The organism is Alcanivorax sp. REN37 (genome assembly GCF_041102775.1).
Classification (GTDB): Bacteria; Pseudomonadota; Gammaproteobacteria; order Pseudomonadales; family Alcanivoracaceae; genus Isoalcanivorax; species Isoalcanivorax beigongshangi.
Genome location: NZ_JBGCUO010000001.1, coordinates 2,397,238 through 2,423,327 on the forward strand (window position 1 = coordinate 2,397,238; position 26,090 = coordinate 2,423,327).

The 26,090-nt window shown below is 64.7% G+C and carries 27 protein-coding genes; 11 read left to right on the forward strand and 16 right to left on the reverse strand.

The window, feature by feature from the left end:
• Window positions 1–37: 37 nt before the first annotated feature.
• The 6 genes from hisC to AB5I84_RS10905 all read right to left on the reverse strand — a co-directional run bounded on the left by hisC (window position 38) and on the right by AB5I84_RS10905 (window position 5,452).
• Window positions 38–1,096, reverse strand: a complete 1,059-nt coding sequence (gene hisC, locus AB5I84_RS10880) for a histidinol-phosphate transaminase (RefSeq protein ID WP_369455882.1) — start codon at window positions 1,094–1,096, stop codon at window positions 38–40.
• A gap of 103 nt (window positions 1,097–1,199) precedes the next feature.
• Window positions 1,200–2,501 (reverse strand): histidinol dehydrogenase, encoded by a 1,302-nt coding sequence (gene hisD / locus AB5I84_RS10885; protein ID WP_369455883.1) that lies wholly within the window; start codon window positions 2,499–2,501, stop codon window positions 1,200–1,202.
• On the reverse strand, window positions 2,498–3,157 hold the full coding sequence (gene hisG, locus AB5I84_RS10890; RefSeq protein ID WP_369455884.1) for an ATP phosphoribosyltransferase: 660 nt from the start codon (window positions 3,155–3,157) through the stop codon (window positions 2,498–2,500). Before hisG ends, hisD begins: the two co-directional genes overlap by 4 nt.
• A gap of 26 nt (window positions 3,158–3,183) precedes the next feature.
• The gene (gene murA, locus AB5I84_RS10895) at window positions 3,184–4,446 is read right to left on the reverse strand and encodes a UDP-N-acetylglucosamine 1-carboxyvinyltransferase (protein WP_369455885.1); all 1,263 of its coding nucleotides are present in this window, start codon (window positions 4,444–4,446) and stop codon (window positions 3,184–3,186) included.
• Between the two features lie 36 nt (window positions 4,447–4,482).
• Window positions 4,483–4,737 carry a BolA family protein gene (locus tag AB5I84_RS10900; protein ID WP_369455886.1) on the reverse strand — a complete coding sequence of 85 codons (255 nt, stop codon included), beginning with the start codon at window positions 4,735–4,737 and terminating at the stop codon, window positions 4,483–4,485.
• Window positions 4,738–4,792: 55 nt separating this feature from the next.
• Entirely contained in the window at window positions 4,793–5,452 is a 660-nt protein-coding gene (locus tag AB5I84_RS10905) for an MlaC/ttg2D family ABC transporter substrate-binding protein (RefSeq protein WP_369455887.1), read from the reverse strand.
• 212 nt (window positions 5,453–5,664) lie between these two features.
• On the opposite strand from AB5I84_RS10905, the gene AB5I84_RS10910 reads away from it, so the two are divergent.
• From AB5I84_RS10910 to AB5I84_RS10955, 10 genes are all read left to right on the forward strand, one after another.
• Window positions 5,665–6,636: a KpsF/GutQ family sugar-phosphate isomerase gene (locus AB5I84_RS10910; protein WP_369455888.1), complete on the forward strand. Its 972-nt coding sequence runs from the start codon at window positions 5,665–5,667 to the stop codon at window positions 6,634–6,636.
• The gene (locus AB5I84_RS10915) at window positions 6,633–7,139 is read left to right on the forward strand and encodes a KdsC family phosphatase (RefSeq protein ID WP_369455889.1); all 507 of its coding nucleotides are present in this window, start codon (window positions 6,633–6,635) and stop codon (window positions 7,137–7,139) included. Before AB5I84_RS10910 ends, AB5I84_RS10915 begins: the two co-directional genes overlap by 4 nt.
• Complete coding sequence (gene lptC, locus AB5I84_RS10920; protein WP_369455890.1) at window positions 7,136–7,693, forward strand: LPS export ABC transporter periplasmic protein LptC; 558 nt, start codon at window positions 7,136–7,138, stop codon at window positions 7,691–7,693. Before AB5I84_RS10915 ends, lptC begins: the two co-directional genes overlap by 4 nt.
• Window positions 7,674–8,198, forward strand: a complete 525-nt coding sequence (gene lptA / locus AB5I84_RS10925; RefSeq protein ID WP_369455891.1) for a lipopolysaccharide transport periplasmic protein LptA — start codon at window positions 7,674–7,676, stop codon at window positions 8,196–8,198. Before lptC ends, lptA begins: the two co-directional genes overlap by 20 nt.
• Window positions 8,195–8,920, forward strand: coding sequence for an LPS export ABC transporter ATP-binding protein (lptB, locus tag AB5I84_RS10930; protein WP_369455892.1), 726 nt, complete (start codon window positions 8,195–8,197; stop codon window positions 8,918–8,920). Before lptA ends, lptB begins: the two co-directional genes overlap by 4 nt.
• Window positions 8,921–9,054: 134 nt before the next feature.
• Window positions 9,055–10,503, forward strand: a complete 1,449-nt coding sequence (locus AB5I84_RS10935; protein ID WP_369455893.1) for an RNA polymerase factor sigma-54 — start codon at window positions 9,055–9,057, stop codon at window positions 10,501–10,503.
• A gap of 70 nt (window positions 10,504–10,573) precedes the next feature.
• Entirely contained in the window at window positions 10,574–10,873 is a 300-nt protein-coding gene (hpf, locus tag AB5I84_RS10940) for a ribosome hibernation-promoting factor, HPF/YfiA family (RefSeq protein ID WP_369455894.1), read from the forward strand.
• A 20-nt stretch (window positions 10,874–10,893) separates the two neighbouring features.
• The gene (ptsN, locus tag AB5I84_RS10945; protein ID WP_369455895.1) at window positions 10,894–11,367 is read left to right on the forward strand and encodes a PTS IIA-like nitrogen regulatory protein PtsN; all 474 of its coding nucleotides are present in this window, start codon (window positions 10,894–10,896) and stop codon (window positions 11,365–11,367) included.
• A 70-nt stretch (window positions 11,368–11,437) separates the two neighbouring features.
• The gene (gene rapZ / locus AB5I84_RS10950) at window positions 11,438–12,292 is read left to right on the forward strand and encodes an RNase adapter RapZ (RefSeq protein WP_369455896.1); all 855 of its coding nucleotides are present in this window, start codon (window positions 11,438–11,440) and stop codon (window positions 12,290–12,292) included.
• Entirely contained in the window at window positions 12,289–12,582 is a 294-nt protein-coding gene (locus AB5I84_RS10955) for an HPr family phosphocarrier protein (protein ID WP_369455897.1), read from the forward strand. The genes rapZ and AB5I84_RS10955 overlap by 4 nt, the downstream gene beginning before the upstream one ends.
• Before the next feature lie 41 nt (window positions 12,583–12,623).
• Here AB5I84_RS10955 and AB5I84_RS10960 read toward each other — a convergent pair whose 3' ends face one another.
• Both AB5I84_RS10960 and pmbA read right to left on the reverse strand, forming a co-directional pair.
• A complete protein-coding gene (locus tag AB5I84_RS10960) occupies window positions 12,624–13,502 on the reverse strand; it encodes a BPSS1780 family membrane protein (protein WP_369455898.1) in 879 nt (292 codons plus the stop codon).
• Window positions 13,503–13,543: 41 nt separating this feature from the next.
• Window positions 13,544–14,908, reverse strand: a complete 1,365-nt coding sequence (gene pmbA / locus AB5I84_RS10965) for a metalloprotease PmbA (RefSeq protein ID WP_369455899.1) — start codon at window positions 14,906–14,908, stop codon at window positions 13,544–13,546.
• 48 nt (window positions 14,909–14,956) lie between these two features.
• Between pmbA and yjgA the strand changes: the two genes are divergently transcribed.
• Window positions 14,957–15,496, forward strand: a complete 540-nt coding sequence (gene yjgA, locus AB5I84_RS10970; RefSeq protein WP_369455900.1) for a ribosome biogenesis factor YjgA — start codon at window positions 14,957–14,959, stop codon at window positions 15,494–15,496.
• Window positions 15,497–15,552: 56 nt separating this feature from the next.
• Here the strand turns inward: yjgA and AB5I84_RS10975 are convergent, their stop codons facing one another.
• The 8 genes from AB5I84_RS10975 to AB5I84_RS11010 all read right to left on the reverse strand — a co-directional run bounded on the left by AB5I84_RS10975 (window position 15,553) and on the right by AB5I84_RS11010 (window position 26,064).
• Window positions 15,553–16,281 (reverse strand): nucleotidyltransferase family protein, encoded by a 729-nt coding sequence (locus tag AB5I84_RS10975; RefSeq protein WP_369455901.1) that lies wholly within the window; start codon window positions 16,279–16,281, stop codon window positions 15,553–15,555.
• Between the two features lie 501 nt (window positions 16,282–16,782).
• Window positions 16,783–18,297, reverse strand: coding sequence for a metalloprotease TldD (gene tldD / locus AB5I84_RS10980; RefSeq protein ID WP_369455902.1), 1,515 nt, complete (start codon window positions 18,295–18,297; stop codon window positions 16,783–16,785).
• Entirely contained in the window at window positions 18,281–19,126 is an 846-nt protein-coding gene (locus AB5I84_RS10985) for a carbon-nitrogen hydrolase family protein (RefSeq protein ID WP_369455903.1), read from the reverse strand. The genes tldD and AB5I84_RS10985 overlap by 17 nt, the downstream gene beginning before the upstream one ends.
• The gene (locus tag AB5I84_RS10990; RefSeq protein ID WP_369455904.1) at window positions 19,126–22,938 is read right to left on the reverse strand and encodes a YhdP family protein; all 3,813 of its coding nucleotides are present in this window, start codon (window positions 22,936–22,938) and stop codon (window positions 19,126–19,128) included. Before AB5I84_RS10990 ends, AB5I84_RS10985 begins: the two co-directional genes overlap by 1 nt.
• 47 nt (window positions 22,939–22,985) lie before the next feature.
• On the reverse strand, window positions 22,986–23,591 hold the full coding sequence (locus AB5I84_RS10995) for a Maf family protein (protein ID WP_369455905.1): 606 nt from the start codon (window positions 23,589–23,591) through the stop codon (window positions 22,986–22,988).
• The gene (gene mreD / locus AB5I84_RS11000) at window positions 23,591–24,085 is read right to left on the reverse strand and encodes a rod shape-determining protein MreD (protein ID WP_369455906.1); all 495 of its coding nucleotides are present in this window, start codon (window positions 24,083–24,085) and stop codon (window positions 23,591–23,593) included. Before mreD ends, AB5I84_RS10995 begins: the two co-directional genes overlap by 1 nt.
• Window positions 24,082–24,957: a rod shape-determining protein MreC gene (mreC, locus tag AB5I84_RS11005; protein WP_369455907.1), complete on the reverse strand. Its 876-nt coding sequence runs from the start codon at window positions 24,955–24,957 to the stop codon at window positions 24,082–24,084. Before mreC ends, mreD begins: the two co-directional genes overlap by 4 nt.
• Window positions 24,958–25,026: 69 nt before the next feature.
• A complete protein-coding gene (locus AB5I84_RS11010) occupies window positions 25,027–26,064 on the reverse strand; it encodes a rod shape-determining protein (RefSeq protein ID WP_369456086.1) in 1,038 nt (345 codons plus the stop codon).
• Window positions 26,065–26,090 lie beyond the last annotated feature (26 nt).

The window sequence follows — 26,090 nt, forward strand, 5'->3', positions numbered from 1 at the left end:
CGCATCATGCGGCGTTTTTTATGTTCCCAGCAAACACTTACAGCTCGGCATCCAACGCATCCAGCAACGCTTGGTTCTGTTCGTCGGTGCCCACCGTAATGCGCAGGAACGGCGCGATGCGCTCCGGCTTGGCAAAGTGGCGCACGATTACCCCGTGGGTGCGCAGCGCCGCGGTCAGCGCCGCGCCTTCCCAGGCCGGATGGCGGGCAAACACGAAGTTGGCCGCCGACGGCAGCACCTTGAAGCCGCGCTCAGTGAGCGCCGCCGCCAGCCCATCGCGGCCGGCAATGATGCGCGCACAACAGGCTTCGAAGTAATCCTTGTCGTCCATCGCCGCCACACCGGCGGCCAGCGCCAAGCGGTCCAGCGGGTAGGAGTTGAAGCTGTTCTTGATGCGTTCCAGCCCGTCGATCAGCGGTGCCTGACCAATGGCGAAACCAATCCGGGCGCCCGCCAACGAGCGTGACTTCGACAGCGTCTGCACCACCAGCAGGTTGGGGAATTCCTGCACCAGCGGGATCGCGCTTTCGCCGCCGAAATCGATATAGGCTTCGTCCACCACCACCACCGAATCCGGGTTGCGGCGCAACAGCTCGGCAATCTGGTCGCGGCTCAGCGCACGACCAGTGGGCGCGTTGGGGTTGGGGAAAATGATGCCACCGTTATCGCCGCTGTAGTCGTCCAGCACCAGGCTGAAATCATCACGCAACGGCACCGCTTGGTAGTCGATGTCGTACAGACCGCAGTAGACCGTATAGAAGCTGTAGGTGATATCCGGGAACAGCAGCGGCTTGGACTGGCGGAAGAAACACATGAACAGGTGCGCCAGCACCTCATCGGAGCCGTTACCGACAAACACCTGGTCTTCCGGCACCTGATGGAAACGTGCCACCGCAGCTTTGAATTCGCTGCACTCCGGGTCCGGGTACAGCCGCAGCCGCTCATCGCTGGCCGCCTGCAGCGCCGCCAGCACCTTAGGCGACGGTGGATACGGGTTTTCGTTGGTATTGAGCTTCACCAGCCGACTCAGCTTCGGCTGTTCGCCGGGCACATAGGGCTTGAGCTGGTGAACAAAAGCGCTCCAGTAACGACTCATGACAACACACCCCAGCACGCGGCCGCCGGCCGCCTCAGATGACGGAGCCGCCGGACGGGCCGGCGGCATTTCAGCCTGGGCCGCCGGCACTCCGGCAGCCTAGTCAGGATTCGATCAGTCGGTACTCGGCACTGCGCGCGTGGGCGGTGAGCCCTTCGCTGCGCGCCAGCGGTGACGCCACCGCCGCCAAACGGCTAGCGCCGGCCGGCGAACAACCAATCAGCGAACTGCGCTTTTGGAAGTCATACACGCCCAGCGGCGAGGAGAACCGCGCCGTGGCCGAGGTCGGCAACACGTGGTTGGGGCCAGCGCAGTAATCACCCAGCGCTTCCGGCGTGTGACGGCCGAGAAAGATAGCGCCCGCATGGCGCACTTTCTTCGCCCACTGCTCGGCATCTGCCATCGACAGCTCCAAGTGTTCCGGCGCCAGCCGGTTTACCACCTCAATGGCTTCGTTCAGATCGCGGGTAAGGATCAGCGCACCCCGGTCCGCCATCGAAGTGCGGATGATGGTTTCCCGCTCCAGTGTGGTCACCAGCCGCGCCATACTGGCCTGCACTGCGTCGATGAACGCGGCGTCCGGGCACAGCAGAATCGCTTGCGCTTCTTCGTCGTGCTCGGCCTGGGAGAACAGGTCCATGGCGATCCAATCCGGATCACTGTGACCGTCGCACACCACCACGATTTCCGATGGGCCAGCGATCATGTCGATACCGACCTTGCCGAACACTTGGCGCTTGGCTTCCGCCACATAGATGTTGCCGGGGCCGACGATCTTGTCCACCGCCGGTACCGTTTCGGTGCCGTAGGCCAGTGCCGCCACCGCTTGCGCGCCACCAATTGACAGCACCCGGCTGACACCGGCAATCGCCGCCGCTGCCAGCACGGTATCGTTCAGTTCACCGTCCGGCGATGGCGACACCATCACCACTTCGCCAACCCCGGCCACTTGGGCGGGAATAGCGTTCATCAATACCGAGCTGGGGTAGGCCGCTTTGCCACCGGGCACGTAGAGGCCGGCGCGATCAAGCGCGGTGACCTGCTGACCGAGCAAGGTGCCGTCCTCGTCGCGGTACTGCCAGGACTCCGTCAGCTGCCGGCGGTGGTAGCTGCGCACCCGCTCGGCGGCGATTTCCAACGCTTCGCGGTGCGCCGCAGGAATACGTGCCAACGCCGCTTGCAGCGCGTCGGCATCAATCACCAGCTCGGCCATGTCGGTAGCCTGGCGGCGGTCGAAACGGTTGGTGTATTCCACCAACGCCGCGTCCCCGCGCCGGCGCACGTCCTGAATGATGGCGTGCACGCGCTCGGTCACTTCGCTGTCGCGCTCCTCGCTCCACGCCGTCAGCGCATCAAGGCGGGCGTCGAAATCAGCATCGGTGGAGGACAGGCGATGGGTATTCATGGACGCGCCTCCGCTTGACGGGCGGCCACCGCCTCCGCCAGCACATCAATGATGGCTTGGATCGCAGCATGGCGGGTTTTCATGCTGGCGCGGTTAACCACCAAGCGGCTGCTGACATGGGCAATCAGCTCGGTGGGCTCCAGCCCGTTGGCACGCAGCGTGTTGCCGGTGTCGACCACATCCACGATGCGGTCGGCAAGGCCGACAATCGGCGCCAGCTCCATGGCGCCGTACAGCTTAATCACTTCCGCCTGCTGGCCGCGCTCGGCGAAGTAGCGCCGCGCCACATTGACGAACTTGGTTGCCACCCGCACCCGGCCGACGATTGGCGCCGCATCCACCGGCGCCGCCACCATCAGCTTGCACTTGGCGATATCCAGATCCAACGGCTCGTACATGCCCTCGGCACCGTGCTCCATCAGCACATCCTTGCCGGCGACGCCGATATCCGCAGCGCCGTGCTGCACATAGGGCGGCACGTCGGTGGCACGGATGATGATGATGCGCACGTCCGCACGGCTGGTCTCGAAGATCAGCTTGCGGGACTTTTCCGGGTCCTCAAGCAGGCGAATGCCGGCCGCTTCCAGCAGCGGCAGCGTGTCCTTGAGGATGCGCCCTTTGGACAGGGCAATGGTGAGCGGGCGGTCGTCAGTCATGGTTCCTCTTTTCGGGCCTGTGGCCCTCAGCCCGGCACGCGGCGGATGCGCGCCCCCAGCGATTGCAGTTTTTCCTCGATGCACTCGTAACCGCGGTCGATGTGATAGATGCGGTCTACCGTGGTATCGCCTTCTGCCACCAGTGCCGCGATTACCAACGAGGCGGACGCGCGCAAGTCAGTGGCCATCACCGGCGCGCCAAACAGGTGCGGTACGCCCTGACAGATGGCAGTGTTGCCTTCAACGCGGATGTCCGCGCCCATGCGGTTCATTTCCTGCACGTGCATGAAGCGGTTTTCGAACACCGTTTCCACCGTGGTGCTGGTGCCGTCGGCCACCGTGTTCATGGCCAAGAACTGGGCCTGCATGTCGGTCGGCATGGCCGGATACGGCGCGGTACGCAGCGACACTGCTTTCGGCCGTCGGCCTTCCATGTCGAGGCTGATCCAGGTGTCGCCCACCTCGATCTTGGCGCCCGCCTCCACCAACTTCTGCAGCGTGGCTTCCAGCAGCGTCGGATCAGTGTCTTTAACCTTGATGCGGCCACCGGTGATGGCGGCGGCAATCAGGTAGGTGCCTGTTTCAATGCGGTCCGGAATCACGTTGTGGTGGCAGCCGCCGAGTTTCTCAACACCTTCAATGGTGATGGTGTCGGTGCCGGCACCGGTGATGCGCGCGCCCATTTTGATCAGGCAGTTGGCCAGATCCACCACTTCCGGCTCGCGAGCGGCGTTTTCGATCACCGTGGTGCCGTCGGCCAAGGTGGCGGCCATCAGCAAGTTTTCAGTGCCGGTCACAGTGACGGTATCGAGCACCAGTCGAGCGCCCTTGAGGCGGCCATTGACCTTAGCGTGCACGTTGCCGTTGATCACCTCGATCTCGGCGCCGAGCGCGCGCAGGCCCTGCAGGTGCAGGTCTACCGGGCGACTGCCGATGGCACAGCCACCGGGCAGCGATACCACCGCTTCGCCGAAGTGGGCCAGCATCGGGCCCAGCACCAGAATCGAAGCGCGCATGGTCCGCACCAGTTCGTAGGGCGCTTCCAACACCGAAATGGTGGAGCAATCCACTTCCACGTTCATGCGGTCGTCAATCACCAGGCGCACGCCCATGCGGCCGAGCAGTTCGATCAGGGTGGTGACGTCCTGCAGGTGCGGCAAGTTGCCCACCGTCACCGGCTCAGACGCCAGCAGGGTGGCCGCGATGATCGGCAGCGACGAGTTCTTCGATCCGGAAATGCGGATCTCGCCATCCAGCCGCTGGCCGCCGGTGATGATCAGTTTGTCCATGCGCTCAATATCCAGTTTGGATTCGGAAGGGAGGAATCAGGCCAGTCCCATGCGCTGGGCCTGCTGCCATTCCTCCAGGGTGTAGGTCTTGAAGTTCACCGCGTGCATGGTGCCGGCTGCAATTGGCTCGCGCACCAGCGCATACAGCAGCTGCTGGCGCTTGACCGCATTGAGCCCAACGAAGTCGTCCGACACCACCGCGATATCGTAGTGGTTGCCATTGCTCTGCACGCCCATTTCGGCCACGTTGCAGCCGCCGCGGATCAGGGCTTCTACTTGCTCAGGGGTCATCAGGCGCCTCACAGGTCAGGAAGGGGCGCCATGATAAGCGCTTTCCAGCCAAAAATCAGGCGCCGTCCCCGCCGGCGCCCGCTTTCACTTGCTCCACATCGAGCTCGGCGGACCAGGACGCGATCACCTTCTCGATGTCGTTACCGTGCTGCGCCATCGCCTGCTCGAACTGGCTGCGGAACACGCGCCCCAGGTTCAGGCCGCTGACGATCACGTTGTCCACTTTCCAGTTGCCGTCGCTGAGGAACAGCGTATAGGCAATCGGCACTGCCCGGCCGCTGTCGGTAACGAACTCCATCATTACCCGCGCACGGTCGCCGCGCACATCGCCTTCTTGCGCCGGCAACACCCGGATCGACTGGCCGTTGTAGAGCGTGATGCCGGCGGCGTAGGTCTGCACCAGGTTGTTGCGGAAGCGCTCCAGGAAGCGGTTGCGCTGCTCGCGGGTGGCGCCGTTGAAGTACTCACCCATCACCAGTCGAGTGATGCGGCGGAAATCGACGATTTTTTCCAGCTCCTGGGTCACCACCATGCGGGTGTAAGCCGGATCGCGGTCAAACCGCTCGCGTTCTTGGTCGATGCGGGCGGTGAGTGAGTTCACCGCCTGACGCACCACCTCATCCGGCGCCGGCGCCTCGGCCATTGCCGCGGTCGACAGCATCCCCAACAACATCAGCGGCAGCAGGGCCCAGCGGCGCAAAGCAAGCATAGTCATGTTCGATTCCTTTGAAGTGGCGTCAGCGTTGCAAGGCGCCATTATCGCAGCCTCGCACCCAGGTACCAGCGCTCAATGCGCCGTTGTGCCCTTGAGAGCCGTCACAGGTGGAAACAGTTCCGGCCGGCAGTGCTGGCACGCCGGTTAATGAAGCTGGCCACCGGCGCCATCGAGCCATGTATAATGCGCCGCACTTGCGCCGAGGAGACCCCATGAGCAACCGCTTTCAAGACACCGCACGCCGGGTGCTGCGCGTGGAGGCCGACGCTGTCGCCGCCCTGATCCCCACCGTCGGCGCGGCGTTTGACGCCGCCTGCCAGCGCCTGCTGGACAGCCCCGGCCGCGTGATTGTCACCGGCATGGGCAAGTCCGGCCACATCGGCAGCAAGGTTGCCGCCACCCTGGCCAGCACCGGTACGCCGGCGTTCTTTGTACACCCGGCCGAAGCGTCCCACGGCGACCTCGGCATGATCACCAGCGGCGACGTGGTGCTGGCGTTCTCCAACTCCGGCGAAACCGCCGAAGTGCTGGCGATTTTACCGGTGCTCAAGCGCCGCGGCATCGCACTGGTCAGCATTACTGGCAAACCGCAATCAACACTGGCGGTCCAAGCTGATGTGCATCTGGAAGTCGCGGTGGAGGAAGAAGCTTGCCCGCATAACCTTGCGCCCACGTCCAGCACCACCGCCGCATTGGCAATGGGCGACGCGCTGGCCATCGCCCTATTGGAAGCCCGCCGCTTCTCGCCGGAGGACTTTGCCCTATCGCACCCCGGCGGCAGCCTCGGCCGGCGCTTGCTGTTGACCGTGGATGACCTGATGCACAGCGGTGACGACATGCCGCTGGTGACGGAAGACACCGTGCTCACCGACGCCCTGATGGAAATCAGCCGCAAAGGCCTCGGCATGACCGCGGTAGTCGACGCCGACGGTCTACTCAGCGGTATTTTCACCGACGGTGACCTGCGTCGGGTGCTCGACCAACCGCTCAGCGACCTGCGCCAGTTGCGCATCGACGCCGTCATGGTGCGCAACCCGGTAGTGATTCACAGCGGCCGGCTGGCCGCGGAAGCACTGAAAGTGATGGACGAGCGCAAGATCAACGGGCTGATCGTGGTGGACGCCGAGCGGCGCCCGATCGGCGCCCTCAATATGCATAACCTGTTCAAGGCGGGTGTGGCATGAGTACTGACCTGATGCAGCGCGCCCGCCGGGTGCGCCTGATGGCGTTCGATGTCGACGGCATCATGACCGCCGGCGGCCTGTACTACGGTCCCGACGGCGAAGCGTTCAAGGTGTTCAACACCCTCGACGGCCATGGTCTCAAACAACTGGCACGCAGCGGCGTAACGCTGGCGATCATCACCGGGCGCAACTCTGCCATGGTGGCGCGCCGCGCTGCGGATCTCGGCATTGAGCATGTGATCCAAGGCCGTGAAGACAAAGGCGTGGCGCTGCAGGCGCTGGCCGACCAGCTCAACTTTGCCGCCCACGAAGTGGGCTACGCCGGCGACGACGAGCCCGACGTACCGGCACTGGCCTGGGCCGGGTTGGCGCTATCAGTGCCCAATGCGCACGACTGCGCCAAGCAAGCGGCCCATGCCATCACCACCCGCAACGGCGGCGACGGCGCGGTGCGCGAAATGTGCGATCTGATTATCAGTGCCCGCCAAGGCGGTAAAGCATGAAGCGCCAAGGCGTCCTCAGTGCCACCGGCGTGTTGCTGCTGGCCCTGGTCGCCATGATGACGCTGCACGAATGGGAAGACCGGGTACCAGACCTGTTCAGCGACCGTGAAAGCGCACCGTTCGTGATCGCCGAACAGGTCACCGCACAAAGCTTTTCTGAAACTGGGCGGCTGCAGTACGACCTGCGCGCCAGCCAACTGGCAGAGATGGATGGCGAACAACGCACCCTGCTGAGCGACCCGGACTTCCGCCTGTACGACCCAGAACTGGTATGGGAAGTCAGCGCCAAGGAAGCCATCGTCACCGAAAAAGGCGACCATATTCGTCTGCGTGACGAGGTCAACGCCCGCCATCATGGCGACGAAAACGTGCTGCTCACTACCGAGGAACTGGTTTACCAGCCCAAGGAAGAGTTGCTCACCACCCCGGGCCCGGTCACCCTGAGCGGCCGCTCCGGAGAAACCCGCGCCGACGCAATGCGCGCCGCCCTCGGCGAGGGCCAATTGGAACTGAACGGACGAGTGACCAGCCGCTATGAACAGCTTCCCCAGTAAACGTCCGGCGCTTGGCGCGCTGCTGCTGGCCCTGGCACTGACCGTGCCCGCCCAAGCGGCCACCGAAAGCAGCGGCGGCGACGTGGTGATCAGTGCCGACAAGGCGGTGTTCCGCCAACAGGACGGCTTCGGGCTGTACCAAGGCAATGCCGAACTGCGCCAGGGTAATCGTCAGGTCACCGCCGATCGCATCGAGCTGCATTTGCGCAATGACGTGCTGCACCACGTTATTGCGCAAGGCAGCCCGGTCACGCTGCGTGAAGGCGATGAGTTGGAAGCCCGTGGCGACAAACTCGAATACGACGTCGCCGACCAGCGCATTGTGCTGTCCGGCAACGCCCGCATCCGCCAGAACGGCCGCTCCTTTGAAGGCGGCCGCGTGGTCTATGACCTGCGCAGCCGCAACGTCGAAGCCAGTGGCACCACCCCAGAGGACCGGGTGCGCATCGTGATTCCAGCCGCCGACACCCAACAGGGCAACAACAACGAGGGAGCGCGCCGATGAACCGGCTGTGCGCACGCAACCTGGCCAAGAGCTACAAAGGCCGGCGGGTAATCGAAGATGTGTCGCTGGAAGTTCAGGCGGGCCAAGTGGTCGGTCTGCTAGGCCCCAACGGCGCCGGCAAAACCACCTGCTTCTACATGATTGTTGGGCTGGTGCCACCGGATGCCGGCCGCATCGAGATCAACGGCGACGACATCACCGCGCTGCCGATGCACGGGCGCGCCCGGCGTGGCATCGGCTACCTGCCGCAAGAAGCCAGCATTTTCCGCCGGCTGTCGGTGGCCGACAACATCATGGCGATCCTGGAAACCCGCAAGGACCTGACCGCCACCCAGCGCGAGCAGACCATGGAACAGCTGCTGCAGGAGTTCCACATCACCCATATCCGCAACAGCCTTGGCATGAGTCTGTCCGGCGGTGAACGGCGCCGCGCCGAGATCGCCCGTGGCCTGGCCACCGATCCGGCCTTCATCCTGCTGGATGAGCCGTTCGCCGGGGTCGACCCGATTTCAGTGAACGACATCAAAGGCATCATTTCGCACCTGCGCGACCGCGGCATCGGCGTACTGATCACCGACCACAACGTGCGCGAAACGCTGGATATTTGCGACACCGCCTACATCGTCAGCGAAGGCCACATTATTGCCTCGGGCAATTCCGACAACATCCTCGCCAACAAGAAAGTGCGCGACGTCTACCTCGGCGCTGACTTCCGTCTCTGATCCCCGGTGCCGTGCCACCCGGCGGGCACGGCACCCATCACAAAATCTGCTCCCGCACGCTTGTCAATAATGGGCACGATAATTGCTTGTTGCTATGCTCCGGGGGTTCAAGCGTTTCAAGGAAGTACCGGGGGATGAAACCAGGCCTGCAGTTACAACTTGGCCAACAGCTGACCATGACGCCACAACTGCAACAGGCCATCCGCCTGCTGCAGCTGTCGACGCTGGACTTGCGCCAAGAAATCCAGGAGGCCATCGAAACCAATCCGCTGCTGGAGCTGGATGAGGACGCCCCACTGGATGCACCCGAGCACGATGATGACGCCGTCAGCGAAGTGAGCGGCGCGGACGACGCCGTGCTCGACGACTACGACAGCCAGGTGGATGTGGACTGGGATGACGTCTACACCGAAGCCCCCAGCGCCGGCGCCCCGCCGGATGACGAACAGGACTGGGAGCAACGCACCGGCAGTCACGCCAGTCTCGAAGATCATCTGCTGTGGCAACTGAATCTGGCGCGCATGAGCGACAGCGACCGACTGATCGCCTACGCCATCATCGAAGCACTGGATGAGCGCGGCTACCTGATCGCCGCGCTCGACGACATTGCTGCCACCGCACGCCGCGAATGGGGCGAGCCGCTGCCGGATGCCGACTATCCAGAACCCGACGAAGTACTGGCGGTGCTGCACCGAGTCCAGCAATTCGACCCCCCCGGCGTCGCCGCCCGTGACCTGGCCGAATGCTTGGCGCTGCAGTTACAGCAATTGCCGGCGCGTACACCATGGCGCACCGAAGCGCTGGCGCTGACCGGCCAACTGGCACTGCTGGAAGCCCAAGACCTGCCGCGCCTGCGCCGTGAACTGGGGTTGTCCGAAGACGCACTGGCCGCCGCCCTCGGGTTGCTGCGCCAACTGCACCCGGCGCCGGGCGAGACCATCGCACCGAGCGAGCCGGAGCATACCGTGCCGGATGTGGTGGTGCGCCGCGTTGGCCGCCGCTGGCGGGTGGAGCTGAACACCGACATCTTGCCCAAGGTGCGCCTTAATCCTTACTACAGCGCCGCTGCCAACCGCCCCCAGCGCGACGAGGACAGCAGCTACCTGCGTGGCCAGTTGCAGGAAGCGCGCTGGTTCCTGAAGAGTCTGCAAAGCCGCAACGAGACGCTGCTGAAAGTGGCGGCGCGCATCGTCGAAGTACAGCAGGACTTCTTCAACTACGGCGAGGAAGCGATGAAGCCCCTGGTACTGGCCGACATCGCACAAGCGGTGGAGATGCACGAATCCACCATTTCGCGCGTCACCACACAAAAATTCATGCTCACTCCACGCGGTCTGTTCGAGCTGAAATTCTTCTTCTCCAGCCACGTCGGCACCGACGGCGGCGGCGAGTGTTCAAGTACTGCGATTCGTGCAATTATCAGAAAGCTCGTGGCTGCCGAAGATCCAAAGAAACCCTTAAGTGACAGCAAGCTTGCGAGCCTGCTCAATGACCAGGGGATCCAGGTGGCCCGACGCACCATCGCAAAGTATCGGGAAGCGATGAAAATTCCGGCATCCAGCGAGCGTAAGCGGCTGGTGTAATGGCTTTCGGAAACCGCTACACTCCGGCCCCGCAGGATGTCGGATCCATGAGTCTGTACAGGAGTCAGCCATGCAAATAAACATCAGCGGCCATCACCTGGAAATCACCGACGCCCTGCGTGACTACGTCAATGGCAAGTTCGAGCGCCTGGAGCGCCACTTCGACCACATCACCAGCATCAAGGTCACGCTGTCGCCGGAACCCGCCTCCCACAAAGCCGAGTCCACCATCCGGTTAGCCGGGGGCGAGCTGTTTGCGGCCGCCGAAGCCAACGACATGTACGCTGCCATTGACTTGCTCACTGACAAACTCGACCGACAGCTTCTGAAGCACAAGGAGAAGTCGGTCAACCGCAACCAGGGACACTGAGACCGAACTAGGCATCAACCATGCGCGTACGCGAACTGCTCACTCCGGAACGAACCCACTACCGTCTGCAGGGCGGCAGCAAGAAGCGACTGCTCGACCAGGTCGCCCAGCTGGCGTCCCGCGACAACCCTGATCTGGATGAGCAACAGGTGTTTGATGCCCTGATCGCTCGCGAACGTCTCGGCAGTACCGGCATTGGGGAAGGCATTGCCATTCCCCACTGCCGGTTACCGCACTGCACCACCGCTACCGGCATGCTGATCAGCCTTGAAGAAGCGGTGGACTTTGACGCCGTTGACGGTCGCCCGGTGGATCTGGTGTTCGTGCTGCTGGTGCCAGAAGACAACCCCGAACAACACCTGAAAACCCTCAGCCACCTGGCGGCGCTGTTCAATGAACAGGCCTATCGCGATGGCCTGCGTGCCGCCGACTCCGGCGACGCCTTGTATCGGGCTGCGGTGGACTCTGACATCGAGTTAGCCATAACCTCCTAAGCGGGCCCCGGCGCCCACCCCTGAGATGATTCCGGTCACGGCTGCGGCCGTGGCCCACGGAGACTGCTGGATGAAGTTGGTGATTCTCAGCGGCCGTTCCGGTTCCGGCAAAACCACGGCGCTGCAGGCTTTCGAAGACCTTGGCTACTACTGCGTGGACAACCTGCCAATTGGCCTGTTGCCGACGCTGGCGAGCCAATTGCAGGAAGAGACCCACAACGTCGCGCGGGTAGCGGTGGGTATTGATGCCCGTAATCTGCGCAGCCAACTGCCGGTGTTCGACGCCATCCTCCAGCAAGTGAAATCCCAGGGCGTGGCCACCGAGATCATTTTCCTCGATGCCCACCACGACACCCTGCTGAAGCGTTTTTCCGCCACCCGCCGGCGCCACCCGCTCAGCGACCAAGACATGTCACTGTCCGAGGCGATCGAGCACGAAGGCCGGCTGCTGGAGTGCATTCAAGCCGCAGCCGACCTGCTGGTGGACACCGATCACCTGGAACCGCACACGCTGCGCAACCTGATCCGTGACCGGGTCGCTCAACGCGGCGGCCGGCTGTCTCTGCTGTTGGAATCATTCGGCTTCAAGAACGGCGTACCGTCTGATGCCGACCTGGTGATGGACGCACGAGTGCTGCCCAATCCGCACTGGGACCCGCTGCTGCGCCCGTTCGACGGCCGCGATCTGCCGATCATTGAATTCCTCAACGCGCAGTCCAACACCGCCCTGCTGCTTGATGACATTGAACGGCTGCTGTTGGACTGGCTGCCGCGCTACGAAGCCAATGATCGCACCTACATGACGGTGGCGGTGGGCTGCACCGGCGGTCAGCACCGCTCGGTGTTCGTGGTCGAGCAGCTCGCGCGACGATTGGAAAAATCCGGCTGGGCACCGCAGGTGCGCCACCTGCAGCTGTCCTCATGAACCAAGGAATTCCGGTGCCCCGTTGCCACGCCACATTGCAAATTCGCAACCGCCTCGGCCTGCACGCCCGTGCGGCGGCCAAAGTGGTCAGCGTGGCATCCCGCCATGAAGCCCGCATCATCCTGAGCGTGGCGCAGCGCCACGCCGACGCAAAAAGCATCATGGCGCTGTTGACGCTAGCAGCGGCACAAGGCACGGAGGTAGAGGTATGCGCCGAAGGCGCGGAAGCCGACGCCGCCATGGCCGAACTAGCCGACCTGTTCGCACGGCGTTTCGACGAAGCAGAATAAAACCGGAATGCGGCGGGCGCCGGATGGCGCCCGCCCAGCCCTCAAGCGCGGCGGTAGATATCGCGGAAGATTGCGAACTGGAACACGTACGCCAGCGGCATCAGCACTAGCATCAGCGCCACACCGATGATCACCGCGGGCACCATCAGCACCACGCCGGGCAGTGACAGCGAGTAGAGCAAGTAGCCCACCACCCCCAGCACGGCACTGATTGCCAAGACACCCAGCATCAGCACCAGACCGTTGACCAAGAACGGCAGGATATTGCGCAGCACACCGCGCATGCTCGCCGCCACCGCCGCGCCAGCAGACAGATTACCCAGCACCACCAGCGCCGGCGCAAACATGAACGCAGCGCCCACCAGGATGAACAACGCCACACCCAGCAAACCGCCCAGCAGCATCAGCAGCGCTTGGGCACCGACCCGGCCATTATTGAGATCATTCATCAGCATTTCCGGGCTCGGCATGGAGCCGACGCCGATGAACATCACCACGCCCAGCACCAGCATCACGCCCAGCATCACCAAGACCAGCAGCAATAGCAGCAAGATCAACGGACCCAGGTGCGTGGAGAACGGCCGGAACACATCGCTGAACTGCGCCGCCGTGCCACGGCTCTCCGCCTCGCCAATCATCACGAACAAGCCCGGAATCAGGAAGAACGGCAGGAACATCGCAATGATGCCAAGGAACGGGATGATCGACAGCGCCTGCACACCAATCAGCAGCAGGCCGAACAGCAGCAGCACGCCCCAGTGGCGGCTGAACAGGCGGCCGGTATCCACCAGCCATTGGATGCCGGCGGCCGCCGGCCTCGCCTGCGGTTCTCCGACCACCAGCGTCGGTTCAAGACCGGTGGCGGCACCAGCGAGCAGCGTTGATTCGCTGGGTTGTTGATACGGATTGCTGTCCTGCATGCTGCGTGTGCTCCCTTCGAGTCACTGAGTAGTAGAAAAAATCAGGCGCCGGCCACTTTCACGCGGTCCAGCCACAAGGTCCCGCAGTGGATAGCGCCGCGCGCATCCACATCGCTGCCCGCCGCCACCAAGCCGGCAAACAGTTGGTTGAGGTTGCCGGCGATCGTGAATTCTTCCAACGGGCCGGCGATCTCGCCGCCTTCGATACGGAAGCCGGCGGCACCACGCGAATAGTCGCCGGTCACCAGGTTCACGCCCTGCCCCATCACCTCGGTGACCAAAATGCCGTCGCCCAGCTCACGCGCCAACGCCGCACCATCGGCGTCACCGTGTGTGATGCGCAGGTTGCGCACGCCGCCGCCGTTGCCGGTGGGCATGGCGCCGAGCCGGCGCGCCGCATAGAGACCCAGTGCATAGCTCACCAGCACGCCGTCGCGGACAAAGTCCTGCTCACGGGTGGGCAGCCCATCGCTGTCGAAGGGTGCCGAAGCCAGGCCACCGGCCAAGTGCGGGAACTCCCGCAGTGACAGCCACTCAGGGAATACCTGACTGTTGAGACGGTCGAGCAAGAACGACGATTTACGGTACAGCGCGCCGCCACTGATGGCGGCGACAAAGTGGCCGATGAACCCACGCGCGACATCCGGCGCCAACAGGATGCCGTATTCGCCGGTGGCTGGCCGCCCTGCGCCGAGCCGCGCCAAGGTACGCGCCGCCGCCTTGGCGCCGATCTGCGCCGCTGGCGCCAGCCGCTGTGGGCAGCTCTGGCTGTCGTACCAGTAGTCGCGCTGCATGCCGTCCTCCTGCTCTGCCACCAGCACGCAGGACAGGCTGTGGTGGGAACTGGCATAGCCTTCGACAAAACCTTGGCTGGTGCCGAACACCCGCACATGGCTGCCACTGCTGACGGTGGCGCCTTCAGAGTTAATGATGCGCGCGTCGTCGCGGCCGGCCTGTTCGCACTCACGCGCCAGCGCAATAGCGTCTTCAGCCGTCAGCGACCAAGGGTGGTAAAGGTCCAGATCCGGCACCTCCGTCACCAGCAGGGCGGCCTCGGCGGGACCATTGCAGGCGTCCTCGCCGGTGTATTGGGCAATCGCCCAAGCCGCTGCCACCGTTTCGCGCAGGCTGTCATCGGACAGGTCACTGCTGCTGGCCGAGCCGCGCCGGTGGCCGTTGTAGACGCTGACCGACAGGCCTTGGTCGCGGTGGAATTCGAGGGTTTCCACCTCGCCGAGGCGTACCGTCACCGACAGCCCCTGACCGAGGCTGAGGCTGACCTCGGCAGCGCTGGCACCGAGCCGTGCGGCTTCTGCCAGCACCGCCTCGGCGCGCGCACGCAGGTGCAGCAGTTCCTGCTCGCTGTCGAGCGCAGTGGGGGCAGCAGACATTTCGTTCGTGGGCATGGGCAAGTACACTTGGCGGCCAAAGACCGCAGCGGAAATTCGATAAAGATGGACGAGTATAACGACGACCTCCTGCCCAGCAAATCGGCACTCAAGCGAGAGGTCAGTGCGCTGCAGGATGTCGGTGAACAATTGATGAGTCTGAAGGCCGGTGAATTAGCCCGTTTGCCACTCACCGAACCGCTGCTGCGCGCCATTGACGAAAGTCGCCGCATCACCTCCCACGAAGCCCGCCGCCGCCATGCCCAGTTCATCGGCAAATTGATGCGCGGTGCCGATGGCGAGGCCATCGAGCGGGCGCTGGCCGCGCTCACCGACCCGACCCGCCACAAGCGGTTGCTGGACTGGATGGAACGCCTTGATGCCTGCGCCGACAGCCGCGCCGCGCAACCGGTACTGAACGAGATCACCGACCTATACAGCGAGGCCGACCGCCAGCATCTGCGCAACCTGCTGCGCAACTACCTGGCCGCCCGCGCGCCGGACGGTGTCGAGCCGGACGCCGCCACCCGTGAACGCTTCAAACGCGAACGGCGCAAATTCTACAACTACCTGAACGAGTTGGAGCGCCACGCGCCGCTGTATTGAGCGGCGCGGCGGCCTCAATCGGCAGCAGCCGATTCCATCCCCGCGCGCAGCCATGTTTACAGCGCCGCCAGCCGCTGGCGAAACGGCACCACATCCACTACCGGTTGCTGCGCCTGCTGCATAAAATAATCCAGCGCCAAGGTCTGCTGCGGCCAAGTCCGCGTCAACCACTGACGATGCTGGGCCAAACTGATCGGCCAATCACGGTCATCGTCGTTACGCAGTACATGGATAGAGCGGATCAGTTTGCCGGCGGCTTGCCGCTGCCAGCGCAACACCTCCGCACAGTCCCCAGCGGCGAGCAAACGCCGGTCGTACTGTTCCAATGCCTTCAGCACATCGCCATTCACCGCCCAGGCCAGAGCCCGCGATGGCCGGCAGCGCGGCAGCGCCGGCCCCAGATCGACCCCATCCAGGTGCACGCAATGGTGTTTCAGCCAGTAACGCCACGCCAAACCCTGCCGGCCTTCCAGATCGCCCAACCAGCCCAGATCCACCTTGCTCACCACCGGCCAACGCTGCGCCAGCTGCCGGCACAACGTCTCCAGCCGCTGCCGCACCGCCGCTGACGGCGGCTGCCGCAGCATCAGGCACAGGTCCAGATCAGAACGGAACGGCAGCCCCGCGCCACTGGCGACGCTGCCGTAGAGATCCAGGCTATGCAGCAGACCCGTCGCCGCCAGACCCTCCCGCGCAGCGTCCACCAGTGCCGCAAACGGTGTCGCCACCGGTCGAGCCGGCAAGGTGGTGATGCAGCCCTCTGCATCGACATTCATCGGCATCATAGTCGCACTGCCAAGCGGCGTGTCACGGCCGCCATGCGACGGACCGACGGCACCGGCCAAGCACAGTGATCATTGGGGAGATCACAACCGACGCCGAGGCAAAACACTTGGCAAACAGGACCCATAAAATCGGGGGCGGTCTCAGCAGCGAAGACACCATTGGGAGCGATATTAGGAGCGAGGTCAGGTCCAAGATCAGCATCAGCATCAGCATCAGCACGGACACCGACACCGGGATCGGGACCGAAACCGGCACCGGCACCGGCACCAGTATCGGGGTCGGAATCAGGAACGGGAGCCAGGACGGTAACGGTATGGCAAATAGACCCGGCAGCAACATGGCCGTCACCACCACGTCCAAGCCGCCAAGCCGAGGCCCACCGCGAAGCCGGCAGCGCCCTCGCTGCCGGACTTACTCTCGCGGGCACCCCAACGCAGCAGGGGCCACCGTGCCCAGCCACGGATCGACTGCCGCTCACGCGGGGTCGATCGAAGTCAGTATCAGGCAGTACCGCCGACAGTCAGCCCTTCCACCCGCAGCGTGGGCTGGCCGACGCCCACCGGCACCGATTGACCTTCCTTGCCGCACACGCCGATGCCGGTATCCAGCGCCAGATCGTTGCCAACCATGGTGATCGACTGCATCACCTCCGCGCCGCTGCCGATCAAGGTGGCGCCGCGCACCGGTGCCACGATGCGGCCGTTTTCCACCAAGTAAGCTTCGCTGGTGGAAAACACGAACCGGCCAGAGGTGATGTCGACCTGGCCACCGCCGAAGTTGACGGCGTAGATGCCGCGCTCCAGCGAGGCGACGATTTCACCCGGATCGTGAGGGCCGGGCAGCATGTAAGTGTTGGTCATGCGCGGCATCGGCAGGTGCGCGTAGGATTCGCGGCGGCCGTTGCCGGTGGCGCGGTGGCCGCTCAAGCGCGCATTGAGCTTGTCCTGCATGTACCCCACCAGCCGACCGTTCTCGATCAGCGTGGTGCATTCAGTGGCGGTGCCTTCGTCATCAACGTTGAGCGAGCCGCGGCGGCCGCGCAGGGTGCCGTCATCCACCACCGTGCACAGCGACGACGCCACTTGCTGACCCATGCGCTTGGCGAACATCGACGTGCCCTTGCGGTTGAAGTCGCCCTCCAAGCCATGGCCCACCGCTTCATGCAGCAACACACCGGGCCAGCCGGGGCCCAGCACTACTGGCAGCGTGCCGGCCGGCGCCGGCTGCGCATCCAGATTCACCAGCGCTTGGCGCACCGCATCGCGCACCCACGCTTCACCGCGCTGGCCCTCCTCGAACCAATCCAGCGCCACGCGGCCACCGCCGCCAGCACTGCCGCGTTCGCGACGGCCATTGCGCTCGGCCAACACCGACACACTGAGCCGGACCAACGGCCGCACATCGGCGGCCAAGGTGCCATCGGTGGCGGCCACCAGCACGATGTCTTGCACCGCGTGCAGCGACAGCGTCACTTCCACCACCGCCGGATCACAGCGGCGTGCCAACTGGTCCAGCCGCGTCAGGTACGCCACTTTGCGCGGCGCATCCCAGCCACCGATCGGGTCTTCGCCGCCATACAACTGCACCCGACCATGGCCGTTCAGCGCCTGCGGCCGCTGCTGTTGGCCGGCGCGGGCAATAGCGCGCGCGGCATCGGTGGCCTGACGCAGCGACGGCAGTTGGATGTCATCGCTGTAGGCAAAACCGGTGCGCTCACCGGATACCACCCGCACCCCGGCGCCGCGCTCAAGGTTGTAGCTGGCGTCGCGCACCACGCCGTCTTCCAGCACCCAGCCTTCGTGGCGTGAGTGTTGGAAATAAACATCGGCGTAATCAACGCCGGCAGTCATGGCTTGGCTCAGCAGCGCCGACAGCGCACTGTCATCCAGCGCCGCCGGCGCCAGCAGCAGAGCGCGGGCTTGCTCCACCGCGTCGCCCTCAACGCGGTCAGCCACATGCAGCGCCGCGGCGCTGTCGGCCACGGCCAAGGAACGGGGATCAGGAATCACGGACATGTTGTTGCCACACCGGTTGCAAACGTTGATGGCTCTGCACCGGTAGCCGTTGGCGCACGGTACTGAGCCAGGATTTGTCGAGTTCGGCCCGTAGCAGGCCGGGCTGCCCATCGCACTCGGCGACGATCTGGCCCCATGGATCGATCAATTGCGAATGACCATAACTGGCACGCTTAGGATTGTGCTGACCGCATTGGTTGGCGCCCAACACATAGCAGCCGGTCTCCACCGCCCGCGCCCGCAGTAGCAACGACCAATGCGCCTCACCGGTGACCTGGGTGAAGGCGCTCGGGTACAGCAGCAATTCGGCGCCCTGCCCAACCAATGCTTGCGCCAGCGCCGGGAAGCGTAGGTCATAACAAACCGCCAGCCCTAGCGTCCAGCCGCCCACCTGCAAGCACACCAACTGGTCGCCCGGTTCGAACTGGTCGGACTCGGCGTAGCGGCCTTGGGCGTCCGGCACTTCGGCGTCAAACAGGTGGATCTTGTCATAGCGGGCCAGCAGTTCACCATCGCTGCCCCAAACCAGTGAACTGGTGCGCACCCGACCATCGGCCATCAGGCTGCCATCCGGGCGCGTTGCCAGCGGCAGCGTACCGCCGTGCACCACGATGCGGTGGCGCTGGGCCTGGGCCGCCAGCCACTCCATCACCACCGGCGATTGCTCGGCGGCGAAGGCGCGATAATCACCACCGTAACAGGCGAAGTTCTCTGGCAGCACCACCAAGGCGGCACCGGCCGCGGCAGCGCGGGCAATGCCTTCGCCGGCAGCGGCCAGGTTGGCACCCAGATCGGTTCCAGCACACAGCTGGACAGCGGCGATACGCATCAATGTTCCTCCGTCGGTGCGTAGTCACTGGGCTTTTCATTCACCCGCGGGCTGTCCCAGGGGCCGGCCACGTGGTACTTCATGCTGGTCATTTTCTCCAGGCGATCGCCCCACAGGCGCTCCACCACAAAGATGCCGGCACAGGCCGCCGGCCCCGCCAGACAACCGGCGTAGAGATTGCTCGACAGCGGCAGCGTGACGTCAATCTGATAATCCAGCGTCTGCGCTACCACATCGAGCCGGCCGGCAATCTCAAACTCGGCAGCGGCCGAGCGGATGCGCAGGTTGTCGGTGTCGATGCGCGGGCCATCAAACTGGAAGGTGCCGCGCACCCGGTCCGCCAGCAAGCCATCGTCGGCCAGGTCAGAAAAATCCAACCGCAGCCGCCGGGTCAGGGTATTGCCGATATTCAGCAGTCCCAGCACTTTCAACGCCGAGGCGTGGCGGTCCGATGCATAGAGTGAGGCCTGCTCCACGGTGACGTCCATGGTGCCTTGCAAGGCGCGCGGGTCAAAATCAAGCAAACCGCCTTGCCAACGTAGGTCAAGGTGGGCGGAGGCATTGCGACTGTCAGCAAAATGATCGACACCGGCACTGCGCAGCAATGCGCCCAGGTCTTTGCTGGCCAAATGGCCATTGAGGGCACTGTACTGCAGCCCCTCTTGCTGCCACCACTGCACATCGCCGGTCACCACGGTGGCGCCCCACTGACCGTGCAGACCCTGCAACACGGTGCCGTGATCGCGCGGGCGCAGTTGGCCCTGCCAATCACCGTAGGCAGTGCCGTGCACCACCAGATTGCGCACGCTCAGATCGGCCACCGGCACCGTATCCGGGGTCAGCGACTCCCAACGCGCCGGATCGCTGCTGACCACGTCCGAGAACGGCCAAACCAAGCGCTCAATATCAGCCACCAATGGCGTGTCGCCACGCTGGCGGTAATCCGGCGGCAGGTACAGTTCCCCGGCGAGCCGCGCACTGTTCAGCCCCATCAGCCAGCCGCCGCCACGATTCTGTGCCACCAACCGGGTGGCGCCGAGGCGCTGCGCAGCCAACTGCACATCATCTGCATCCAGCGCCAGCCGCAGTGAGGTCAGCCCACCACCGCCACCGGCGAATGGGTTGTCGTCCGCCGCCAGCAGCGCCACCCAACCGGGCAGGTCCAGATCGCGCACCTGACCGTCAATCACCCAGCCTTGCTCCGGCAGGCTGACGCCGGGCGCAGCAAACCGCACCGCGCCCCGTTGCAGGCCGCCGTCTTGATCCAATGCCAAATGGGCAGCGCCCAGTCCTTCCAGCACCGCGCTGATGCGGGTGCCTTGCTCGGCGCCACGCACCACCAGCGACAGTGGTAGCTTGTGCGCCGCCGGCTTGCCCAGCGGCGCGGGATAGAGCGAGCTGACACCATTGAGGTCCGTATCGAGCTGGAATCGCGGCGCGCTGCCGCCATGACGTGGCAGCTGTAATTGACCACGGTAATTAAGCTGGCCAGACAACGGCGCCAGCCACGGCTGTTGCAGCCAGCGCTGCACCGTGGCCACCGGCATCGGCCCGCGCGCTTCCACCAGCAGGTCCTCGCGCCGGGTCAGCACCCGCCCCTGGACCGGCGAGCCCAGCAGGCGCCCGGAGATGGACGGGAATTGCAGCCCGCGTTGGAGACTGAACTCGCCGTCGCCGTGCAGATCATCCAGCGTCAAGCGCCACTGTTCCGAGACCAATCGCAAGCCTTCCACCCGCCCTTGCACCAACACTTCTTGGCGCCCAGCGCTGTGGTCACTGAGTGGCTGCTGCAACAACAACCGGCCCTGAATACGGCCGCCACCGAATTGCCATTGCGACAGTGCTTCCGGCAATACCGCCGCCAGCGGTGACGCCCAGAACAGCGTTTGCAAATCACTGCCGGGACCATCCACATCGCCCTGCACCACCAGCAGCGGCGCGTGCTCCGGCACCAGGTCAATCAAGTCCACCTGCGCCGCACGTATCTGGGTGTCGAGGATCTCGGCGCTCAGATCACGGGCACGGAAATCAAAGTTGTCGATCACCAAGGAACCGTTGATGTCGCGCGCACGGGGCCAGTCCGGCAAGAACTGCAGTTCCAGCCCGGCCAGTGCGAACACCATCTGGAAGGTGCGGTCCTGCGGTCGTGCCGGGTCAACACGGATCGGGCCCTCGTAAAGGAAGCGACCGCGCTCAACCTGTCCGTCGACGAACGCCTCTTGCAACCAACGGCGCGCTGCCGGGCTGGTCTGAACCATCGGAATGTAGTGAGCTGCGCGGGCAGCGCGGCCGTCGAACACCTCGCCGCGCAGGCGTAATTGCGGCAGCCCCTGTGGCGGCAGCAGCACACTGAACAGCGCTTGGGCACGTGCATCATCGTTGGCCAGCGCCAGCCGGCCGCTGTCCAGCTGCAGGGTGCCGGACTGATCCCGCCACCAATGCAGCGGTCCTGTCAGCGCCAATTCCAATGGCGCGTCGTATAGGTGTGGCAGCGTCAGCCGCAGCGCACTGCTGTCGAGCCACGCGTGGCCGCCATCCGGGGTGCCGGTCACCCAGCCCGTAACACCCTGCACCCCCGGCCGTTGCTGCCCGGCCTGCAGTCCCAGCTCGGTGACGCGCGCACTGAACTCGGTCACGTGGCGGCCTTCGCCGCGCAAGTACAGCCCTTCAATGCGGCCCTCGGGCGCCCACGCTTGCAGCTCATCACGCAGTCCAGCCAGGGTTTGCAGCGGGAACGGCCACGCTAGCAGCTGGTCGCGCACGGCGGTGGCACTGATGCTGCCGGTACGCAGCTGCCAGCCGAACTGCTGGTCGACGCGGCCGTCCCACCACAGCGCCACCGGGCCGAGACTGAGCTCGCCCTGTTCACGGGTGCGACCCGACAAATGCTGCACCGTGAGCTGGTAGCCGCCACGCGCCAGAGTGCGCAGATCAAACTCAGCATCCAGCTGTTCCAGCGTCCAGTCGGCGTCGGCATCGGTGTGGGTCAATGTCACGCCATGGGTGGAAAAGCGGCCACTGCCAGCCAACAGACGGCCCTCGCGCAGTTGCCCCCACAGCTCGACTCGGCCGGCTGCGGACACCGGCGCCACCGGCAGCGGCCACTGCTCCGGCAGCCAGTACTCCAATTGCTCACCGGATAATTCCAGATAGCCGTCACCGGCCAACTCCGACAGCTGACGCGGCTCGCCGTCGAGGCGCAGCCGCAGATCGGCGCTGAACGGTTGGTCGACAGCACTGAAACGCACCGCCAGTTGGCGCTGATTGCCGTGCTTCACCAGCGCCAGTGACAGGTCATCGGCACGCAGCGGCGGCAACCCAGGCCAGTCGAGGCGTGCCTGCACATCGTCGAGCACCACCCGCTGCTGGCGATAAAGCACGTCGAGCAGGGTATCGAGGTTGCCGCTGCCGCCATCCAGCGCCTCCACGCCGTACAACCGCACATGGCCTTCCGGATCGCGCTCCAAGTGCAGCGCCAAGCCGCTGATCCACAGCTGGCGCAGGGCCAACGAGCGTGCCCACAACGAGCGCGGCACATCCACCGCCAGGCTCAGACGCTGCACCGCCAGCGGCGGACCGCTGCCGGTGGCGCTTTGCACCGCCAACCCTTGTAGATCAAATACCGGCGTGATGCCGTCCATGTGCCCGGACAGGGCGGCAATACGCACCGGCGTGCGCAACTGGTTGCTGAGCTGTTGCTCCAGCACATCCTTAAAGTCCGGCAGCATCACCATCAGCTGACGCGCCAGCAGCACATAGAGCACCAGCGCCAATACCCCGACCAGCGTCAGTAGGCCGAGACAGCGGGACACTATCCGCGACAGGGAAAAACGCCGCCGCGCAGGCGCCGCGCGGCTGCTCACAGCGCCTCCGGCGACTGCCAGGCCGGCACGCCGGCGGCTTCCAGTAAGGCGCAGGTTTCCAGCAGTGGTAAGCCGACCACGGTGCTGAAGTTGCCATCCAGCCGCTCCACCAGCAGCGCGCCAAAGCCTTGCACGCCGTAGCTGCCAGCCTTGTCGAACGGCTCGCCGGTGGCCACATAACGCGCGATCAGCGCCTCATCCAGCGCGCGAAACTGCACCCAGGTGGTGGCCACGCAGCTGTGTTGCGCACTGCCACTGCAGAGCGACACCGCCGACAACACCCGGTGGCGGGTGCCGGACAGCTGGCGCAGCATAGCGCTGGCCTCGCTGACATCGGCCGGCTTGCCAAGGATGGCGCCGGTCGCACTTACGACCGTGGTGTCGGCGCCCAGCACCAACGCTGCGGCGCGCGCCGCCGGCAGCGCATCCCAACCGGCACGGGCTTTTTCTTCGGCCATGCGCAGCACGTAGTCCTGCGGCGGCTCGCCGGGACGCACCTGCTCATCAATGCCGGGGTAGTCCAAACGCTGGAACGGCACGCCCACCTGCTGCAGCAGGTCGGCCCGGCGGGGCGAGGCAGAAGCCAGATAGAGGCGTGTCATCAGCGCACCTGGAAACGGTGGCGCACCCAGCGCAGCAGGGCGAACACCGGCCGCCAGATCAACGCCGAGATCAGCGCCGGCAAGAGCACCCACACCGGCGGTAGCAGTACCCGGCCGACAGCGTTCTGAATCATGTAGCTGATCAAACTGCCAAGGCCGACCAGCAGGAAAATCACCACCGACTGTTGCAGCGGCGGGAACACCCGCAGGCGTTTATGCAGCGCCAGCACCATGTACGCCACCAGCGCCAGCGCCACCGCGTGCTGGCCGAGCACGGTGCCGAGCAGCACGTCCTGAAATAGGCCGACGCCGAAGCCGACAAACACGCCGACTCGGTGCGGCAGCGCCACCACCCAATACAGCAGCACCAGCGTCATCCATTCCGGACGGCCGAGCGCCAGCCAGTCCGGCAGCGGCAGTAATTCCAGCACCGCGGCCAGCAGGAACGTCAGGGCGATGGCAATGGAGCCGGAATGCCGGGCCGGTCGCATCATGGCAGGGGCTCCTCACGCGGCAGACTGGGGGCAGGCATTTCCACTTCCGGCACCGCCGGCGGCTGCTTCACCAGCAGCACATGGCTGATACGGTCGATGGCCGCCAGCGGCTGCGCATCGACCCGCGCAAAGGCGGCCGAGCGATCGTGGTCAACGCGCTCCACTTTGGCCACCGGGTAGCCGCGCGGGAAACGCTGGTCGAGGCCGGTGGACACCAGCAGATCGCCTTCCTGAATATCGGCGGTATCCGGTACATACATCAGCCGCAGCCGACGGCTGCTGCCAGCGCCGGCCAGAATCGCGCGAATGCCGTTGCGGTTCACCTGCACCGACAGCGCATGGCTGGCATCGGTAATCAGCAGCACCCGCGAGGTGAACGGCCCCACCTGCACCACTTGGCCAAGCAGACCATGGGCTTCGAGCACCGCTTGGCCGACATAGACGCCATCTTGGCTGCCCTTGTTGATCACCACTTCCTGACGGCTGGGGTCCGGCTCCACGCCGATAATTTCGGCCGCCAGCACTTCCGACGGCAGTTCGGCAGAGGAATTGAGCAATTCACGCAGGCGTGCGTTCTCCGCCTCCAACACCGCCAGCCGCTGCACCCGTTGCTGCAATACCAAAACGTTGCGGGTCAGGCGCGCGTTATCGGCTTCAAGATCGGAACGGCTCTGGAACAGGCGGGAGAAGAAATGGCCGAACGAACCCGGCACATGGGCGATGAAATGCACCGGTGCGGTGGCCACCGCCAACGCATGGCGCACCGGCGCCACCCGATCGCTGTGGTGATCCATCAGCAACAGGGCCACGCCGAGCACCAGTGTCACCAGTAGGCGGTAACCGGGATTGGGGGTGGCGGAAAACAGCTTCAAAGGGACCGGCCTCCAGGGAAACCCGGGGCCGCCGTCAGGCAGCCCCACTGGGGTATCAGGCCACGGACGTCAGCTGAGCGCCAGTGTATCCAGACCTCGGGTGTCGATCAGCTCCAGCGCCTTGCCGCCACCACGGGCAACACAGGTGAGCGGCTCGTCGGCAACGATCACCGGCAGGCCGGTTTCTTCCGACAGCAGCCGGTCGATGTTGCGTAGCAGCGCGCCACCGCCAGTGACCACCAGCCCGCGCTCGGCGATGTCGGAGGCCAGCTCCGGCGGCGAGGCTTCGAGGGCGTTCTTGACCGCGTTGACGATGGCGTTCAGCGGGTCTTTGAGGGCTTCGTAGATTTCTTCGCTGTTGAGAGTGAAGCTGCGCGGCACCCCTTCTGCGAGGTTGCGGCCGCGCACGTCGATTTCCAGCACTTCGGTGCCCAGGTAGGCGGTGCCGATCTCATGCTTGATGCGCTCAGCGGTGGATTCACCGATCAGCGAGCCGTACTCCTTGCGCACAAACGACACAATGGCTTCGTCAAAGCGGTCACCGCCGACGCGCACCGATTCGGCGTAGACAATGCCGTTCAGCGAGATGATAGCGATTTCGGTGGTCCCACCGCCGATATCTACCACCATGGAACCGCTGGCTTCATCCACCGGCAGTCCGGCACCGATGGCAGCCGCCATCGGCTCTTCGATCAGATATACCTCGCGCGCGCCGGCGCCGTAGGCGGAATCCTGAATCGCGCGGCGCTCCACTTGAGTGGACTTGCACGGCACGCACACCAGCACCCGCGGTGCCGGCGGGAACAGGCCACCGTCGTGCACTTTTTTGATGAAGTACTGCAGCATTTTTTCGGTGACTTCGAAGTCGGCGATGACGCCGTCCTTCATCGGGCGGATAGCGGTGATGTTGCCCGGCGTCCGTCCCAGCATGCGCTTGGCATCGGAGCCGACCGCCGCCACGCTTTTCTGCGCGCCATGATGGCGGATGGCGACCACTGACGGCTCATCCAGGACAATGCCGCGGCCGCGGACGTAAATCAGAGTGTTTGCAGTTCCGAGGTCAATGGAAAGATCGGTGGAAAACATCCCCCGGACACGCTTGATCAAGGACATCCTGGCCAGCTTCCTGAAGT

What these genes read in the sequence shown, in the direction of transcription:
- AB5I84_RS10900 (WP_369455886.1), bottom strand. Translation starts at nt 4,737, where the DNA reads ATGACCCCTGAGCAAGTAGAAGCCCTGATCCGCGGCGGCTGCAACGTG.
- AB5I84_RS10960 (WP_369455898.1), bottom strand. Translation starts at nt 13,502, where the DNA reads ATGCAGGACAGCAATCCGTATCAACAACCCAGCGAATCAACGCTGCTC.
- AB5I84_RS10905 (WP_369455887.1), bottom strand. Translation starts at nt 5,452, where the DNA reads ATGACTATGCTTGCTTTGCGCCGCTGGGCCCTGCTGCCGCTGATGTTG.
- ptsN (WP_369455895.1), top strand. Translation starts at nt 10,894, where the DNA reads ATGCGCGTACGCGAACTGCTCACTCCGGAACGAACCCACTACCGTCTG.
- hisC (WP_369455882.1), bottom strand. Translation starts at nt 1,096, where the DNA reads ATGAGTCGTTACTGGAGCGCTTTTGTTCACCAGCTCAAGCCCTATGTG.
- hisD (WP_369455883.1), bottom strand. Translation starts at nt 2,501, where the DNA reads ATGAATACCCATCGCCTGTCCTCCACCGATGCTGATTTCGACGCCCGC.
- AB5I84_RS10975 (WP_369455901.1), bottom strand. Translation starts at nt 16,281, where the DNA reads ATGATGCCGATGAATGTCGATGCAGAGGGCTGCATCACCACCTTGCCG.
- pmbA (WP_369455899.1), bottom strand. Translation starts at nt 14,908, where the DNA reads ATGCCCACGAACGAAATGTCTGCTGCCCCCACTGCGCTCGACAGCGAG.
- lptA (WP_369455891.1), top strand. Translation starts at nt 7,674, where the DNA reads ATGAACAGCTTCCCCAGTAAACGTCCGGCGCTTGGCGCGCTGCTGCTG.
- hpf (WP_369455894.1), top strand. Translation starts at nt 10,574, where the DNA reads ATGCAAATAAACATCAGCGGCCATCACCTGGAAATCACCGACGCCCTG.
- murA (WP_369455885.1), bottom strand. Translation starts at nt 4,446, where the DNA reads ATGGACAAACTGATCATCACCGGCGGCCAGCGGCTGGATGGCGAGATC.
- mreD (WP_369455906.1), bottom strand. Translation starts at nt 24,085, where the DNA reads ATGATGCGACCGGCCCGGCATTCCGGCTCCATTGCCATCGCCCTGACG.
- AB5I84_RS10955 (WP_369455897.1), top strand. Translation starts at nt 12,289, where the DNA reads ATGAACCAAGGAATTCCGGTGCCCCGTTGCCACGCCACATTGCAAATT.
- lptB (WP_369455892.1), top strand. Translation starts at nt 8,195, where the DNA reads ATGAACCGGCTGTGCGCACGCAACCTGGCCAAGAGCTACAAAGGCCGG.
- AB5I84_RS10985 (WP_369455903.1), bottom strand. Translation starts at nt 19,126, where the DNA reads ATGCGTATCGCCGCTGTCCAGCTGTGTGCTGGAACCGATCTGGGTGCC.
- AB5I84_RS10995 (WP_369455905.1), bottom strand. Translation starts at nt 23,591, where the DNA reads ATGACACGCCTCTATCTGGCTTCTGCCTCGCCCCGCCGGGCCGACCTG.
- yjgA (WP_369455900.1), top strand. Translation starts at nt 14,957, where the DNA reads ATGGACGAGTATAACGACGACCTCCTGCCCAGCAAATCGGCACTCAAG.
- lptC (WP_369455890.1), top strand. Translation starts at nt 7,136, where the DNA reads ATGAAGCGCCAAGGCGTCCTCAGTGCCACCGGCGTGTTGCTGCTGGCC.
- AB5I84_RS10915 (WP_369455889.1), top strand. Translation starts at nt 6,633, where the DNA reads ATGAGTACTGACCTGATGCAGCGCGCCCGCCGGGTGCGCCTGATGGCG.
- rapZ (WP_369455896.1), top strand. Translation starts at nt 11,438, where the DNA reads ATGAAGTTGGTGATTCTCAGCGGCCGTTCCGGTTCCGGCAAAACCACG.
- hisG (WP_369455884.1), bottom strand. Translation starts at nt 3,157, where the DNA reads ATGACTGACGACCGCCCGCTCACCATTGCCCTGTCCAAAGGGCGCATC.
- AB5I84_RS10935 (WP_369455893.1), top strand. Translation starts at nt 9,055, where the DNA reads ATGAAACCAGGCCTGCAGTTACAACTTGGCCAACAGCTGACCATGACG.
- AB5I84_RS10910 (WP_369455888.1), top strand. Translation starts at nt 5,665, where the DNA reads ATGAGCAACCGCTTTCAAGACACCGCACGCCGGGTGCTGCGCGTGGAG.
- tldD (WP_369455902.1), bottom strand. Translation starts at nt 18,297, where the DNA reads ATGTCCGTGATTCCTGATCCCCGTTCCTTGGCCGTGGCCGACAGCGCC.